The 15,579-nt window shown below is 71.1% G+C and carries 18 protein-coding genes; 8 read left to right on the plus strand and 10 right to left on the minus strand.

Features of this window, described 5'->3' with window-relative positions; all coding sequences use genetic code 11:
- Positions 1-25 precede the first annotated feature (25 nt).
- Positions 26-355, minus strand: coding sequence for a hypothetical protein (locus AB0877_RS18730; RefSeq protein ID WP_366610170.1), 330 nt, complete (start codon positions 353-355; stop codon positions 26-28).
- Between the two features lie 478 nt (positions 356-833).
- Here AB0877_RS18730 and AB0877_RS18735 point away from each other — a divergent pair, with 478 nt between their 5' ends.
- Positions 834-1,784, plus strand: coding sequence for a tetratricopeptide repeat protein (locus AB0877_RS18735; protein ID WP_366610172.1), 951 nt, complete (start codon positions 834-836; stop codon positions 1,782-1,784).
- A gap of 26 nt (positions 1,785-1,810) precedes the next feature.
- Here the strand turns inward: AB0877_RS18735 and AB0877_RS18740 are convergent, their stop codons facing one another.
- The 5 genes from AB0877_RS18740 to AB0877_RS18760 form a co-directional block, all read right to left on the minus strand.
- Positions 1,811-2,530, minus strand: coding sequence for a CDP-alcohol phosphatidyltransferase family protein (locus AB0877_RS18740; protein WP_366610173.1), 720 nt, complete (start codon positions 2,528-2,530; stop codon positions 1,811-1,813).
- The gene (locus tag AB0877_RS18745; protein ID WP_366610175.1) at positions 2,505-3,572 is read right to left on the minus strand and encodes an iron-containing alcohol dehydrogenase family protein; all 1,068 of its coding nucleotides are present in this window, start codon (positions 3,570-3,572) and stop codon (positions 2,505-2,507) included. Before AB0877_RS18745 ends, AB0877_RS18740 begins: the two co-directional genes overlap by 26 nt.
- Complete coding sequence (locus AB0877_RS18750) at positions 3,560-4,291, minus strand: phosphocholine cytidylyltransferase family protein (protein ID WP_366610176.1); 732 nt, start codon at positions 4,289-4,291, stop codon at positions 3,560-3,562. Before AB0877_RS18750 ends, AB0877_RS18745 begins: the two co-directional genes overlap by 13 nt.
- Before the next feature lie 78 nt (positions 4,292-4,369).
- Positions 4,370-5,137, minus strand: coding sequence for a hypothetical protein (locus tag AB0877_RS18755; protein WP_366610177.1), 768 nt, complete (start codon positions 5,135-5,137; stop codon positions 4,370-4,372).
- A complete protein-coding gene (locus tag AB0877_RS18760; protein WP_366610179.1) occupies positions 5,134-5,586 on the minus strand; it encodes an NUDIX domain-containing protein in 453 nt (150 codons plus the stop codon). Before AB0877_RS18760 ends, AB0877_RS18755 begins: the two co-directional genes overlap by 4 nt.
- Before the next feature lie 110 nt (positions 5,587-5,696).
- Here AB0877_RS18760 and AB0877_RS18765 point away from each other — a divergent pair, with 110 nt between their 5' ends.
- From AB0877_RS18765 to corA, 4 genes are all read left to right on the plus strand, one after another.
- Positions 5,697-6,089: a CBS domain-containing protein gene (locus tag AB0877_RS18765; RefSeq protein WP_366610181.1), complete on the plus strand. Its 393-nt coding sequence runs from the start codon at positions 5,697-5,699 to the stop codon at positions 6,087-6,089.
- An 83-nt stretch (positions 6,090-6,172) separates the two neighbouring features.
- Entirely contained in the window at positions 6,173-6,631 is a 459-nt protein-coding gene (locus AB0877_RS18770; RefSeq protein WP_357223364.1) for an ester cyclase, read from the plus strand.
- A gap of 106 nt (positions 6,632-6,737) precedes the next feature.
- Positions 6,738-7,832, plus strand: a complete 1,095-nt coding sequence (locus AB0877_RS18775) for a PLP-dependent aminotransferase family protein (protein ID WP_366610182.1) — start codon at positions 6,738-6,740, stop codon at positions 7,830-7,832.
- A 325-nt stretch (positions 7,833-8,157) separates the two neighbouring features.
- Positions 8,158-9,312 carry a magnesium/cobalt transporter CorA gene (corA, locus tag AB0877_RS18780; RefSeq protein WP_366610184.1) on the plus strand — a complete coding sequence of 385 codons (1,155 nt, stop codon included), beginning with the start codon at positions 8,158-8,160 and terminating at the stop codon, positions 9,310-9,312.
- 82 nt (positions 9,313-9,394) lie between these two features.
- Here corA and AB0877_RS18785 read toward each other — a convergent pair whose 3' ends face one another.
- Positions 9,395-10,177, minus strand: coding sequence for a hypothetical protein (locus tag AB0877_RS18785; protein ID WP_366610185.1), 783 nt, complete (start codon positions 10,175-10,177; stop codon positions 9,395-9,397).
- A gap of 84 nt (positions 10,178-10,261) precedes the next feature.
- Between AB0877_RS18785 and AB0877_RS18790 the strand changes: the two genes are divergently transcribed.
- Both AB0877_RS18790 and AB0877_RS18795 read left to right on the plus strand, forming a co-directional pair.
- Positions 10,262-10,792: a peptidylprolyl isomerase gene (locus tag AB0877_RS18790; protein WP_357223359.1), complete on the plus strand. Its 531-nt coding sequence runs from the start codon at positions 10,262-10,264 to the stop codon at positions 10,790-10,792.
- 94 nt (positions 10,793-10,886) lie between these two features.
- Complete coding sequence (locus AB0877_RS18795; RefSeq protein WP_366610187.1) at positions 10,887-11,798, plus strand: rhomboid family intramembrane serine protease; 912 nt, start codon at positions 10,887-10,889, stop codon at positions 11,796-11,798.
- 40 nt (positions 11,799-11,838) lie between these two features.
- Here AB0877_RS18795 and AB0877_RS18800 read toward each other — a convergent pair whose 3' ends face one another.
- Positions 11,839-12,321, minus strand: coding sequence for a PH domain-containing protein (locus AB0877_RS18800; protein ID WP_366610287.1), 483 nt, complete (start codon positions 12,319-12,321; stop codon positions 11,839-11,841).
- A 124-nt stretch (positions 12,322-12,445) separates the two neighbouring features.
- On the opposite strand from AB0877_RS18800, the gene AB0877_RS18805 reads away from it, so the two are divergent.
- Positions 12,446-13,618 (plus strand): acetyl-CoA C-acyltransferase, encoded by a 1,173-nt coding sequence (locus tag AB0877_RS18805; RefSeq protein WP_357223351.1) that lies wholly within the window; start codon positions 12,446-12,448, stop codon positions 13,616-13,618.
- Positions 13,619-13,637: 19 nt separating this feature from the next.
- On the opposite strand, the gene AB0877_RS18810 is transcribed toward AB0877_RS18805, so the two are convergent.
- A complete protein-coding gene (locus AB0877_RS18810; protein WP_366610188.1) occupies positions 13,638-14,522 on the minus strand; it encodes a maleylpyruvate isomerase N-terminal domain-containing protein in 885 nt (294 codons plus the stop codon).
- Positions 14,523-14,604: 82 nt separating this feature from the next.
- The gene (locus AB0877_RS18815; protein WP_366610190.1) at positions 14,605-15,543 is read right to left on the minus strand and encodes a hypothetical protein; all 939 of its coding nucleotides are present in this window, start codon (positions 15,541-15,543) and stop codon (positions 14,605-14,607) included.
- Between the last annotated feature and the right edge of the window lie 36 nt (positions 15,544-15,579).

The following is a 15,579-nucleotide window of genomic DNA, read 5'->3' on the forward strand; positions in this document are numbered from 1 at the left end:
TGCCCATCCCGTCGTGGCGGTCAGTTCAGTGCGGCCCGGTGCCTTCCTGCCGCATGGCGATCTCCAGCCGAGCCTGGCTGCCCTCGGCCAGCTCGATCCGGGTGCCGTCCGGCAGCAGCACGGTCACCGCAGCGCCTTCCCGGCGGCGGGCGCTCCACCACTCGGCGATCGTCTTGGCCACCTCGACCCCGGAGAACACCAGCCCGATGACCGCGATCACCATTTCGGCCGACCGCTGCACCTGCACTGGCGACACGCTGTCGTCCGGCCCCATCGCCCCGATCAGCGCGGACCGCAGCTCCGCCGCCCAGCGCGCGGCCTGCGCCCCGGACACCTCCACTGTGGCGTTTCCCATCACCCGCACCCTCCCCTGATGCGCCTGGTCAAGCCCGCCGGGGACCGCGGATCCCTGAGCGGGGCCGGGCGATCAACGGGTGGACTGTGGCGGCCACTGTACGTTTATTCGCGTCCCGGGACCGCTCGGTGAACCCGACTGACGGGTTTCCGACTCGCTGACCAAGCCCCGGCCATCGTGGGAAGAACAATGACGACCCGTGCCACCGCGGTACACCGCTGGTGTGCCACGGTCCGACCCCTGGACACGCCGGACAGGCAGCCGGGAGCAGCGGGAAGAGCGAGGGGGATTCGGCATGGAGGATCGAGAAGCGTCACCATTACGCCCCGTCCCGCACGCTGCGGCGACCCCCGTCGCCCGACTTGTGGAGGTGCATCGGCTTGCTGTCGCCGGTTGGCAGCCGGTGATCGCCCGCGATGCCGGTGCCCGGGTGTGTCGGGTGTGGCTGCGTACCTCGCGGTTCGCAGCGGTTGAGGCCATGGCCACCGCGACGCTGACCCTCGGCCCGGATGCCCGCGCCCTCTACCAACGTGGCTGGGCGCGGTCGTCGACCGGTTTGCCCCGGCCGGCCCTGGAGGACTTTCAGCAGGCCCTCACCATGTACCAACAGACCGGCGACCGGGGCAACGAAGCAGCCACCCTGAACAACATCGGCAGCGTGTACGACAGGTTGGGGGATTGGCAGCGGGCCTTGGAGCACTTCCATGAGGCCCTGCCCATCCAGCGGGAAGTCGGCGACCGGGCCGGTGAAGCCGCCAGCCTGACCAACATCGGCGGCGCGTACAACAGGTTGGGGGATCAGCGGCGGGCCCTGGCCCACTTCCATCAGGCCCTGCCCATTCGGCGGAAAGTTGGTGACCGGGCCGGTGAAGCCACCACCCTGAACAACATCGGCCACGCGTATCACGGGTTGGGGGATTGGCAGCGGGCCCTCGACTACTACCAGCAGGCCCTGCCCATCCGGCGGGAAGTTGGTGACCGGGCCGGCGAAGCCGTCACCCTGAACAACATCGGAGGCGTGTACGACGGGTTGGGGGATCGGCAGCGGGCCCTGGCCCACTATCACCAGGCCCTGCCCATCCGGCGGGAGGTTGGTGACCGGGCCGGTGAAGCCATCACCCTGAACAACATCGGCCATACGTATCAAGGGTTGGGGGATCAGCAGCGGGCCCTCGACCACTATCACCAGGCCCTGCCCATCCGCCGGGAGGTTGGCGACCGGGCCGGCGAAGCCGTCACCCGCTACAACATCGCGATGGTCCACCAGGCTGATGGTGACCTGGACCAGGCGATCCGGGAACTCGAACACGTGGTCGACCTCGATCAGCAGGTCGACCATCCCGACCTCGAAGCCGACACCGCCCTCCTCGAACAACTCCGCCGACAACGCGCGCAGGACGGCGGGACCGAACTACCTTCGGGATCGTGATGGCGGCGCGAAGGCGTTGGTAGTCGTTACCAGGAGGCTCGGGCGGAGAAGGCGATGCTGGCCAGCAGGAAGCCGCCGTTGACGATGGTGAAGGCGACCATCACCCAGAGAACCAGCGCGGGGGCCACGGCCAGCACCACCGCGGCCACGAAGATCACCGCGCCGTAGTCGCGGACCAGCTTCACCAGGCGCACCGGCAGCGAGGTCGAGGTGACCATGCTGGCCGCGTTCGGGCCGGCCTGCATCACCGACGTCACCAGGTTGACCATCCAGGTGCCCGCGAAGGCCGCCACCAGCCAGGTCGGCGTGGCCGGCTCCTGCGCCACGGCGGTGGCGGCCAGCGCTGCCACCAGGGCGATCTGCGCGGCCACGTCGCAGAGCACGTCGACGCGCGCGCCGGCCGCGCTGCCCTGGCCGGTCACCCGGGCCAGCTGCCCGTCCGCGCAGTCCAGGGAGTACGCCACCTGCCAGCCGATCAGGGCGAGCAGGCCGACCACCCAGGCCGGTACGTCCCCGGCGGCGACCGGGCCGGCGAGCGCCACCACGGTGACCGAGGTGGCCAGACCGAGCACCAGGTTGGTGATCGTCAACGCGGTGGGTCGCAGCCCGAGCCGCTGGGCGACGAGCGCGAAGACGGCCCCCAGCCACTGGCTGATCGACTCGCTGAACAGGCCGCCGCCCCGGTTCACCCGGTGGAAGTCGGCGACGGTGGGACGGGGGTCAGCCAAGCTGGTCGCGGATTGCACCGGCGTAGTCTGCCAGCCGCTCCCGGGTCTCGGTAGGCGACAGTGCCAGGTGTTCGAGGATGGTGTACCGGTCCGGCCGGGTGCGCGGCGCGAACTGCACCGCCTCGATGAACTGGTCGTCGGTGAGCGCCACCTCGGCGGGGAGCCGGGGCAGGCCGTGCCGGGCCAGGCAGGCCGACATCTCCCCGAAGCGGCGGAGATCTCCCCGCAGCCAGGTGCAGAACAGCGCTCCGAGCCCGGCCAGCTCGCCGTGCGAGGCGGTGCCCGGAAAGAGCGAGTCGACCGCGTGCATGATCTCGTGGCAGCCGCCGCTGCACGGGCGGCTGGTGCCGTCGACGGCCATCGCCAGACCGCTGGAGATCAACGCCTCGGCGAGGACGATCACGAATGCGTCGTCTCTCATGTCGCCGGGGTGGTTGAGCACCGCCTCGGCGCCCGCCCGCGAGAGCGACGCGGCCAGCCCGTCGACCGGCTCACCGCGTACCTGCCGGGACAGCTCCCAGTCGGCCAGCGCGCTGATGTTGCTGATCACGTCGCCGATGCCGGCCCGGTTGTGCCGGTCCGGGCCGCTCTCCACGAAGTCCAGATCGACGATCACCCCGATCGGGATGTGTACGCCGTAGGAGCCCTTGATCCCGTCGGTGATCAGGCTGGCCACCGGGGAGGCGATCCCGTCGTTGGCGAGGCTGGTCGCCACCGACACCATCGGCAGCCCTCGGCGGGTCGCCGCGTACTTGGCCACGTCGATGGTCTTGCCGCCACCGATGCCGACCACCGCGTCGTAGGACCGGGCGCGGAGTTCGCCACCCAGGTCGTCGGCGGCGTCCAGCGTCCCGCCGGAGACGGTGAACACGTCCGCCGAGCGCAGTGACGGTCGGATCAGCTCCGCGATCTGGGCACCCTGACCCGGGCCGACCACCACGGCGACGTCGCCCCCGGAGGAGATCCGCCCGTCGGCCAGGATCGCGCCCAGATCGGCGACCGCCCCGCGTCGCACGTCGATGTGCAGCGGGGTGAGGACGCTTCGAGCTAGTAGCGGCACGCGATCTCCCGCGCGCGGGCCAGGTCGGCGTGGTTGTCGACCTCGACCCACGGGACGTCACCAATCGGCGCCGCCCGCACCTCCCCGCCCCGGTCGGAGAACTCCTGGTAGCCGTCCTCGTAGTAGAGGTTCGGGTCCCGTCGCCAGGTCGCCTCCAGCGCGTCGGCGAGGGCGTCGGCGACCTGCGGTTCGATCAGTGTCGCGCCGATGTACTCCCCGTACGCCTCGCCCGGGTCCATGATCTTGGTGATCCGGGTGAGCTGGCCGGCGGCGTCGAAGGTGGTCTTCATCTCCTCCTCGGCCAGCGGCTTGAGGGTGTCCACGGCCAGCAGGATGCCCGGGCCACGCTCGGCCAGCAGGGTCTTCTCCACGCTCACCGGGTGCACGGTGTCCCCGTTGACCAGCAGCACTCCGCGGGCGAAGTGCTCGCGGGCCAGCCAGAGCGAGTACGCGTTGTTCCACTCCTCGGCCTTGTCGTTGTGCACCAGGGTGAGCGTGACCCCGTACTTCTTCTCCAGCTCCGCCTGGCGGGAGACGACCGCGTCCGCCGCGTAGCCGACGACGATCACGATGTCGGTGAGCCCGACCTCGGCGAGGTTGCCCAGCGCGATGTCCAGGATCGTCGTCTCGCCGTCCACCGGCACCAACGCCTTGGGCAGGGTGTCGGTGTACGGGCGCAGCCGTCGTCCCGCTCCGGCCGCGAGCACCATTCCGATCATCGCGACATCCTCCCTAGTCCTGCTCCGGTCACCGCTGGAGGATAGCGCCGGCCGCGTGCGCGGCTCCGGCCAACCGGGTCAGCCGGGCAAGGCCGCCAGGTCGGCGAGCATGGTCAGGCGCTCCTCCCCGCTGAGCGCGGCGTACGGGGCGGCGGCCCGCCGGTCGGTCTCCAGTTCGATGGCGAGCCGCTCGGGACCGGCCGGCAGGGCGGCGATGCTCGACGCGGTGTGCCCGGCGGCGGTCCAGGCGGCGGCGTGCGCGTCGGCCCGGTGGTGTCGCAGCGTGCTGAGCCGATTGAGCAGCAGCACGCCCGACGGTGTGCCGTCCGGCTCGTACGGGGGTGCCAGCGCGGCGAAGGCTGAGGCGACCGGGTTCGCCTCCTCGTCGGCCAGCACGAGGGCGTACGACAGCAGTCGGCCGAGCAGGGACACCAGCCGGGCCACCCGATCGTCGTGGCCGGCCCACAACTCCTCGGTGACCTCGGCGTGCACCTGGTACAGCTCGGCGAGGAACGCCGCGCCCCGCTCGGTGGCGGACAGGGCCCCGTCCGGGCTGCGGTAGATCATCCCGTGGGCCACCTGCTTGTCCACGGTTCTCCGGCAGGCGACCGGGTCCTGGTAGCGGGTGATCGCCGCGAACCCGGGCCCGTCGACGGTGCCACCGGGTGCGGCCAGCCGGGTGCGCAGGTCGACCAGGAAACCGGTGGCGGTGACTCCGCCGTAGCGCTGGGACAACTCGGCGCCACCCCCGTCCCGGCCGGCCAGGATGCCGGCGCGGAAGGTCCGGTCCACGGCCGGTGCGAGCAGCCCGGCGATCCGGTGGGGCGCGAGTTCGACGGCGTTCACAGACCGATCGACCGGAGGACGGCGAAGCCCTCCTCAGCGATCCGCCGGATCAGCCCGTCGTTGACGTCGCGGTGCTCGTCGAGCACCGTCACCTCGTGCTCGGCCAGCCAGCGGTACTCGGTGTGCTTGCCGGCCTCCAGCCTCGGGCGGTCGAGGTCACCGTCGACGCGGACCAGGAAGTCGTACTCGGTCCGGGCCAGGCCGTCGTCGCCGACGTAGCTGTACTCGCCCACCTGGCCCAGGACGTGGGAGAGGACCCAACCGGTCTCCTCGGTGATCTCCCGGCGCAGCGCCTCGTCGATGTCCTCGCCCGGCTCCACGTGGCCGCCGACGATGTCCCAGCAGTCGGGAAACAGGCGTCGGTGTGGTGAGCGGCGCTGAAAGAAGATGCGGCCGTCATGGTCGACGATCAGCGCGCCGGCGCAGCGCAGGGGCTCGGTGGACACCATCCGACAGTAGCCAGCGTCCGCAGCTTGTGCGATGCCGCTCTTGTCCCGGAAACATCCACCGACCACCATGTCCGTACCGAATGCCCACCGTCCCAAAGGGGTGATGTGTGATGCAGGTACGGGATGCGATGTCCAGCCAGGTCCTCGTCGTCGGTCCGGAGCACACGCTCCGCCAGGCGGCCCGGATGATGTCGGCCCGCGGTGTCGGGTCGGCGGTCGTGATCGACCCGGATTCCGAGGGCGTGGGGATCATGACCGAACGTGACGTGTTGAAGGCCATCGGCGCCGGTCTGGACTGCGACGTGGAACGCACCGGGGCCCACCTGACCTGGGACGTGGTCTACGCGGGGCCGGAGTGGACGGTGGCCGAGGCCGCCGCCGCGATGGCCCGGGGCGGATTCCGGCACCTGGTGGTGCTGGACGGCCGGGAGGTGGCCGGGGTGATCTCCGTGCGGGACATCATGCGGGTCTGGTCGGAGAGCCAGGCGGTCGCCGCCACCTGACCGGGGGTGGTGTGCGGGGCCGGATCGATGGGTAGACATCCCTTGCGGGCGCGGAGATGCCGTGGCCCGCGGGGGAGGTCCCGATGCGCGACGCGGAGCGGCTGGTCGAGCAGCAGTACGCGATGCTCCTGCGTCGGGACGTGGCCCGGCTGCCAGATCTCTACGCCCCGGAGGCGTTCTACGCCATGCCGGGCGTGACGGTCCGTCCGATCGAGCTGCCCGCCCTGCTGCGCACCTGGACCGGCGCCTTCCCGGATCTGCGGGTCGACCCGATGGGCGCGGTCCGCACCGGCGGTGGCGCCGCGGTCGAGCTGCGGCTGACCGGCACCCACACCGGCACCCTGCATTCGCCGTACGGCACCGTCGCGCCCACCGGCCGGCTGGTGAGCTGGGAGGTGGCCGACGTGGTCCGGGCCCGCAAGGGGCGGATCACCGCGTGGCGTTCCTACTTCGACTGGAGTCAGCTCCTCGACGCGCTCGGCGTGCAGCTGGAGGGACTTTCCCGGGGCGCGCAGCACGACGCGCTCGCCCTTCCGGTCTGATCTGCCGCCGACCGGTGGAGTGCCGTCACCCGACCCGGTGGCTCAGGATGCGGACATCGCCGTGCCGACCGCGCGTCCCCCGCCGCCGCCCGTACGCTCAATATCCATGACCGCCGAGCAGTTGATCTCCTTTGCCCGTGGGGCTCCCTCCCTGGACATCGTCGATGTCGAGGGGCTCAAGGCCGCCGCTGTCCGCGCCTTCGACGCCGACCCCGCGGGGGTGACGGCGTACGGCACCTCCGTCGGGTACCTCCCGCTGCGTAAGTGGATCGCCGAGAAGCACGGGGTCGAGGCCGACCAGGTGCTGGTCACCAACGGCTCGCTCCAGGCCGACGCGTTCCTCTTCGACCACCTGGTCCGCCCCGGCGACGCGGTGGTGGTGGAGCGCCCGACGTACGACCGGACGCTGCTCAACCTCAAGCGGATGGGCAGTGAGCTGCACAGCGTCGCCGTCCAACCGGACGGCCTGGACACTGCCGAGCTGCGCAAGCTGCTGGAGTCCGGGGTCCGCCCCCGGCTCGCGCACGTCATCCCGAACTACCAGAACCCGGCCGGCATGACGCTGTCGGAGGAGAAGCGCCGGGAGCTGCTCGACCTGGCCGCCGAGTACGAGTTCACGATCTTCGAGGACGACCCGTACGCGGACATCCGCTTCCGTGGCGAGGCGCTGCCGTCGATGCTCTCGCTGGACACCCGCAACGTGGTGGTGCACGCGTCGAGCTTCACCAAGACGGTCTGCCCGGGTGTGCGGGTCGGTTACCTGGTCGGCCCGGCCGACCTGATCGCCTCCATCGCGAAGAACGCGACGAGCCTCTACATCTCCCCCGGGATGGTGTCCCAGGCGATCGTGCACGAGTTCTGCGTCTCCGGTGACATCGACCGCTCGATCGAGACGGTTCGGGCGGCGCTCGGCGAGCGGGCCCAGGTGCTCGCCGAGTCGTTGCGCCGGCACCTGCCGCAGGCGCGGTTCGTGGAGCCCGACGGCGGCTACTTCCTCTGGGTGGAGTTCCCGGAGGACGTGCTGGTCGACCGGCTCGCCCCGGCGGCGGCCGAGCGCGGGGTCGCCGTGGTCAAGGGCAGTGACTTCGTGCTGGACGGCGGGCGACACGCTCTCCGACTGGCCTTTTCGGCGGTGACCGCCGACCGGATCGACGAGGGCGTCCGGCGGCTCGCCTCGGCCGTCGAGGCCGTCCGTAGCTGAGCCAACTGTCGGGTTCCCGACAGAACGACGATGCCGGCCGTCCCGGGGCTCCCCTCCGGGCGGCCGGCTGGCCCACAATGCTGCGAGCGTCACCCCGCGAGCTGCGCAGTTTCACCGCCCGGCCTCCGGGCCGGTCCCGCCGGGGTCGACGCGGCAGCACAACCTCCCGCCCCCACAGGTGCCGGGTGGGCCGTGTCGTCCCCCGCACACCCCCCGATGCGGCCCGGCCCGCCCGGCACCGCCCCCACGCGACCGCCGTCACACCGGTTCTCGACCGCGATCGGCGTAGCCTGCAAGCCGCTGACTGAGCGCGGGAGGTGACGCGATGACGGATCGGACAGAGCGGGACCGGACGGCACCGTCGACCACCGGTCGGGTGCTGCGACCTCGGGCGTGGCCCTCCCCGGTCCGGGCGATGACCCGGATCCTCAACGCCGACGGCTCGCACCCCGTGCCGACCCCGACGGGCACCGGCACCGGCCGCAGCGCGGTGGTCGACTGCGCGCTCTACGTCGACGGCAAGCGGCAGCCCGGCGACTGGACCTACGCGGAGGCGTTGGCCGCAGCCCGCCGCGAGGAGCACGGCTTCGTCTGGATCGGTCTGCACCAGCCGGAGTTGGCCGAGATGACCGCCATCGCGGAGACCTACGGCCTGCACGAGCTGGCGGTCGAGGACGCGGTCAAGGCCGAGCAGCGCCCCAAGCTGGAGCGCTTCGGCGACGTCGTCTTCCTGGTGCTGCGCACCGCCCGCTACTGCGAGCACACCGAGCTGACCGAGAACTCCGAGGTGGTGGAGACCGGGCAGGTGATGCTCTTCATCGGCCCGAACTTCGTGATCAGCGTCCGGCACGGCGACGCCTGCCGGCTCGCCCCGATCCGCGCCGACCTGGAGACCAAGCAGGAGTTGTTGCTGCACGGCCCGTGGGCGGTGGCGTACGGGGTGACCGACCGGGTGGTCGACCTCTATCTGGAGGTGGCCGAGCAGATCGAGGACGACCTGGACGTGCTGGAGGCGGAGGTCTTCGACCGGCAGGGCCACGGGCGGATCCAGCGGATCTACCAGATGAAGCGGGAGCTGGTCGAGTTCAAGCGGGCGGTGGTGCCGTTGCAACGGCCGCTGATGACGCTGACCTCGCAGGTCAACCGGGACGTGCCGAAGGAGATCCGCAAGTACTTCCGGGACGTGCAGGACCACCTGAGCCGCGTCGTCGAGCAGGTGAACTCCTACGACGACCTGCTGAACTCGATCCTGCAGGCGCGGCTGGCCCAGGTCACCGTCGACCAGAACAACGACATGCGCAAGATCGCCGCGTGGGCGGCCATCGCCGCGGTCTGGACCTCCATCGCCGGCGTCGAGGGCATGAACTTCGACAACATGCCCGAGCTGAAGATGACGTACGGCTATCCGGTGGCCCTCGCCCTCATGCTCGGCGTCTCACTGGCCCTCTACCGCTGGTTCCGCCGCAACGGCTGGCTCTGATCCGGCGACCGCGCCCCGAACGCGCAAGCGCCGACGAGTGGGTGGACCCACTCGTCGGCGCTCCGATGCGCTGCTGTCGAGCTCAGCGGCGGCCGTTGGTGCGGGCCGTGTCCTTGCCCAGCGCCTTGGTGAGGTCGTCGGTCGGCCGACCGGAGACGTCGGTGGCGCCCTCGGCGACCGACGGGACCTTGTCGGTCGGGCGGACACCGGTCTGCTTGGCCGGGGCGGTGGTGCTGGCGCTGGAGCCGCCGGCCACCGCCGAGCTGCCCGCGCCGGTCATCCCCGCCGCCGCGCCGGACATGGCGGACCCGTCGGAGCCCCGGGCGGCGGACGGCGTACGCACCTCGATCGAGTCGACCTCGTCGCGCATCGGCTCCAGGGTGCTGCGGGTCGGGTCGTACTCGGCCCACTCCTGCTGCTCCCGGCGGCGACGCAGCGCGACCGCGCCGGCCAGACCGGCGATGGCACCCGCCGCCAACAGGCCGGTCATCATCGAGCCGCGACGACGCGGCTGCTTCTTCTTACCGGTGATCCGCATGGTCTTCGACTTGGCCTTCCTGGTCAGCGGCCCGGCCTGCGCGGCGCCGTCACGAGCAGCCGCCGCCAGTGGTGCCAGCGTGGTGAGAGTCGTCCCCCAGCCGGTCGACGCGCGGTCGCGTACCTTCGCGGCGGTCGGTGCGACGTAGCCTCGGGCCACCTGGACCCGCGGGCCGACGGTCGCGCCAGCGCCCTTCGCGGCGTGGTTGGCTGCCAGCATCAGGTGGCTGATGCTCTGGTTCAGCTCGGCCTTCGCCAACTGCCCCTGGGACTTACGCCGCCCGAATCCAAACACGGTCCTACCTCCTGGGAGTTGTTCCTTCGTCATCCTCCACCTTCGGATGCCTCCGCGATGCCAGATCGGGCACATGGGAGGATCCGCATGGAACTGACCAACGAGTGAGGAGTACCCGTGGCCGAGGCTGTCTACGCCACCCTGCACACCAACGCTGGCCCGATCCGGCTGGAGCTCTTCCCGAACCACGCGCCGAAGACCGTCCGCAACTTCGTCGACCTGGCCGAGGGCAACCGTGAGTACACCGACCCGCGCACCGGTCAGCCGGGCAGTGGTCCGTACTACGACGGCACCATCTCGCACCGGGTGATCAGCGGTTTCATGGTCCAGATGGGCGATCCGACCGGCACCGGCCGGGGCGGCCCGGGCTACAAGTTCGCCGACGAGTTCCACCCGGAGCTGCGGTTCGACCGTCCGTACCTGCTGGCGATGGCGAACGCCGGACCGGGCACCAACGGTTCGCAGTTCTTCATCACGGTGTCCCCGACGCCGCACCTCAACAACCGGCACACGATCTTCGGCCAGGTCGCCGACGAGCAGTCGGTGAAGATCGTCGATTCGATCGCGAACACCCCGACCGGTCCGAGCGACCGTCCGCTCCAGGACGTCGTCATCGAGCGGGTCGAGATCGAGCGGTCCGCTTCCTGAGCGACTGGCGAGGTACCTTTGCTCGCATGATTGAGCGCTCCGGAGCACGGCCGGTGCCGGTGGACCGCGCGGTGGCGGACGGAGGGTCGGCCCGGTGAGCGAGTCTCCACCGACCACCCCGGTCTGCTACCGGCACCCCGGCCGGGAGACCTACGTCCGGTGCACCCGCTGCGACCGGCCGATCTGTCCGGACTGCATGCGGGAGGCGTCCGTCGGGCACCAGTGCCCGGAGTGCGTCGACGAGGGACGTCGCAGTGTCCGGCCGGCGCGTACCGCCTTCGGCGGCGGTACGGCCGGCCGGCACGGCTATGTCACCAAGGCGCTGATCGCCGTGAACGTGCTGTTCCTGCTGGCCTCCATCGCCTCCGCCCGGGGCGGGGACGCGGCGGTCGGCGGCTCCGGCTTCGGCGGCCTGATGGGTGGCAGCACGCCGCTGACCGAGTGGGGTGCGGTGCTCGGCCGGGCCTACCTCTCCGACTACACGCTGGGCGGGATCGCCGAGGGCCAGTGGTACCGGCTGGTCACGGCCATGTTCCTGCACTACGGCGTGCTGCACCTGCTGCTCAACATGTGGGCGCTGTGGGTGCTCGGCCGGTCGTTGGAGGCCAACCTCGGGCGGGTGCGGTTCGCCGCGCTCTACCTGATCGCGGGCCTCGGCGGCAACGTGGCCGCCTACCTGTTCAGCAGCCCGCGGGCGGCCACCGTCGGGGCGTCGACGGCCGTGTTCGGTCTCTTCGCCGCGCTGATCATCATCGAGCGCAGGTTGGGCCGGGACATCTCCCGGATCATCCCGATCCTGGTGATCAACCTGGTGTTCACGCTGGCCGTGCCGGGCATCTCGATCCCCGGGCACCTGGGCGGCCTGGTGGTCGGCGCGCTGATGGCGTTGGTGCTCGCGTACGCGCCGCGCGGTCGGCGCACGCTGGTGCAGGTCACCGGTGCGGCGCTGATTCTGCTGATCCTGCTCGCGCTGGTGCTCTTCCGGACCGCCGCGCTGCTCACCTGACAGACCGCCGCACTGCTCACCTGACAGACCGCCGCACTGCTCACCTGACCGGGCGGGCGGCGCGCAGTGCGGTGGCCACCTCTTCCGGGGTGGCCCCCAGGTCGTACCGACCGAACAGATGCAGCGTGTTGCCCGCGTCGATCTCCAGGGTTTCGCTGGTCAGCCCGAGCCGGGGCCGCCGGTCGACGGCGATCGCCTCGACCGTCGACCAGGGCAGCAGCCGCCGGCCGGCGAAGCCGTGGATGACGGTGAGCCCGGCCGGGTCCACCGTCAGTCGGACCGGTGCGACCAGGTCACGTACCGCCCAGCCGGCCAGCGCGGCGGCGGCCAGGACGGCCAGTGCCAGCCGGACCGGGTCGCCGTCGGCGAAGAGCAGCCCGAGCGCGATCAGCAGAACCGCACCGGCCAGCTTCGCCGCCGGCAGGCTCGCCGGCACTCGCCACTGCCGGGCCGGGGAGGTCTGAGTCACCCGCCCAGCATGCCAGCGATGCGCCGGATTGCCGCCCCCGCACGCGTCGATCATGCAGTTGTGGTGCCCCTCATATGGTGCGAAGCGGGATCTTCTGCTCACCACAAGTCCATGATCGACGCGGGGAGGTCGATGGACGACGTAGGATCGGGGCAGCCCAAGTTACCGGGGAGTAAACATGAGTGACGCGGTCATCGTCGGCGCGGTACGTACCCCGGTCGGCCGGCGCAAGGGCAGCCTCGCCGGCGTCCACCCGGTCGACCTCTCGGCGCACGTGCTGCGCGCCCTCGCCGAGCGCACCGGGCTCGACCCGGCCCAGGTCGACGATGTCTTCTGGGGCTGCGTGTCCCAGGTCGGCGAGCAGTCGTGGAACATCGCCCGCAACGGCGTGCTCGCCGCCGGCTGGCCCGAGACGGTCCCCGGCACGACGCTCGACCGGCAGTGCGGCTCCAGCCAGCAGGCCCTGCACTTCGCCGCCGCGACCGTGCTCTCCGGTCAGGCCGACCTGGTGGTCGCCGGCGGCGTCGAGTCGATGACCCGGGTGCCGATGGGTTCCAGTGTGGCCGGCGGCATGCCGTTCAGCGACCAGCTGCGCGCCCGTTACCGGGGCGTCGAGGGCTTCGCCGACGACGCGCCGCTGCCGTTCAACCAGGGCGTCGGGGCCGAGCTGATCGCCCAACGGTGGCGTCTCTCGCGCACCCAACTGGACGAGTTCGCGCTGGCCAGCCACGAGAAGGCGGCAGCCGCGCAGGACGCCGGCGCGTTCGACCCGGAGCTGACCCCGGTGCCGCTCGCCGACGGCGGCAAGTTCGCCGCCGACGAGGGCATCCGCCGGGAGACCTCCCTGGAGAAGCTGGGTGAACTGGCCACCCCGTTCCGCGCCGACGGCGTGGTGACCGCCGGTTCCGCGTCCCAGATCTCCGACGGCGCGGCGGCCCTCGCGGTGACCACCTCCGACTGGGCCAGCCGACACGGCCTGCGCCCGTTGGCCCGGATCCACACCGCCGTGGTCGCCGCCGACGACCCGGTCACCATGCTCACCGCGCCCATCCCGGCCACCGCGAAGGCGCTGCGCCGCGCTGGGCTGGGCATCGAGGAGATCGGCGTGTACGAGGTGAACGAGGCGTTCGCCCCGGTGCCGCTGGCCTGGCTGGCGGAGACCGAGGCGGACCCGGAGCGGCTCAACCCGCGCGGCGGGGCGATCGCCCTCGGTCACCCGCTCGGCGGCTCCGGTGCCCGGATCATGACGACCATGCTCCAGCACATGCGGGACAACGGCATCCGCTACGGCCTTCAGACCATGTGCGAGGGCGGTGGCATGGCCAACGCCACGATCGTCGAGCTGGTCTGAGGGCACCGCCACCCGCCGGTCATCTGCGCCGGGATGCGGGTGGGGGTGCGAGTCGGCCGTTGGGCATGTGCACCACCCGGAGGAACGCGGGCAGTCGCCACGGCCTCGGCCCACCGATGACGACGTCGCGCCTCAGCACCGCCTGCGCGATGCTGATCCGGCCGAACATCATCAGGTTGAACCGGGCGGGGCGGAACGTCACGCTCGCGTCGAACGGGGCGTCGGGCGGCGCGATCCACACCCGGCGGTCGCCCAGCGTCAGCGTCGTCGTCGGTACGTACCGTGAGCGGAACTGCACCGACACATCGTGCCGGGGCGTCGGCAGGTCGGTGTTGAGCAGCACCCCGTACGTGTCGCGCAGCATGTCGAACATGAACAGGTCCCAGTAGAGCGCGGCGTGCTCGTCCGGCATCGGCCACGGCCGGCGGAGCGCCCGGGCGATGTCCCAGCCGTGCACCAGCAGCTCGTTGATGAGATGGGCGAACAGGCCGCCGACCGTCACCCGCGCGTTGCCCAACCAACTCACCGTCGATCGCGGATCAGCCGACGTCGCCAGGATGCGGCCGACCATGGTGTCGAGCTGCGTCAGCAGCACCTGCGGGTCGCGTTCGGTGAAGTGGGCGAGCACGTGGGCATTGGCGTCGGCCACCGTGTCCACGTTCGTGGTGGCGAGCAGGTCCTCCAGCCCCGGCACCCGGATGGGCACCTCGGTGCCCTCCAGTCTCGACACGTACAACATCGCGATCGACACCACGTGTGCCAGCGTGTCGGCCACTGTCCAGTCGGCGGTCGCCATCACACCGGGCGAGGGCGCGGCGGACACCAGGTCGGTGAACCGGTCGGCTGCCGTTCGCAGCGCCGTGTTGGCCACGCTCCATCGGTCCGGGTCTGCCGCGCCAGTCACCCGAACAGCATCGGGGGATCTGACGTGCCGGAGCATCTTCGAACGTGCCGTGTTCGCCGAGGGCGGCCGGCCCGCATCGGCATCAGTGGTTGTAGAACATGGTCGGGAACCAGCCGAAGCCGAAGATCGAGGGCACCCGGACGTCCCAGTACACGACTGTGAAGACCCCGAGGGCGATGAGCAGGGCGCCGCTGAGCACCATGCTGCGCCTCACGTCGGCGGCGAGCCAGCTGATGAACCGGCCGCGGCTGAGCATGATCAGCAGTGCGAACAGCGCGGTGACCACGACGATGTTGCCGAGCGACTGCAGGACGAACGCGGCCGAGCCGTACAGCGGGTTGCCGCTGTCGACCGCCCAGTGGAACAACTTGTTGAACAGCGGGTACGGCCGGCCGATGAGGAAGCCGCCGATGAGCGCGCCGAGAGTGATCACCCGCGCGACCGGTCGGTCGGCGAACACGTCCCGTACCGTCCCGATCGCGGCCAGCCCGAGGTAGATGAGGGCCAGTCCGATGACGCCGAACACCACTGACGACTGGATGATGCGTACCGGCACCCCACCGGCGGTCTCGGTGGACAGCTGGGGGAGCCGGTCGCCCAGGAGGACTCCGACGAACCCGTACACCGCGGCGACGGCGACCATGCCCAGGGTGAGGTAACCGACCGGCCGCAACAGCAGCCGGAGCCGGTCGCCGTTGCCACCGCTTGCCGCGCCGAGCGGCCCGATGGACGCGAGCATCGCGATGTTGCAGGCGGTGAAGGTGCCGGCGAGGCCCGACACGAACGCGAACACCAGGCCGGCGGCGGTACCGGAGATCGCCGTCGCCTTCGCGTCGTGACCGAGGAGCCCGCTGGCGACACTGTCGCCGATGACCGAGTCGACGAACTCGTAGGACCAGAGCACGGCCAGCAGGATTCCGGCCGCCACGCTCGCCGCGATGATGACGCCGTTGCGCTGTGGACGCTCGGCGACGAGGGGACCCGCGAAGTCTCGGGTGCCTGTGGTGCGCGTTTCCGTCATAGCTCTACTCCCCGGGCCGATTCGCGCGTGACTATG

This window comes from Micromonospora sp. NPDC047644 (assembly GCF_040704315.1).
In the GTDB taxonomy this organism is placed as follows: domain Bacteria; phylum Actinomycetota; class Actinomycetes; order Mycobacteriales; family Micromonosporaceae; genus Micromonospora.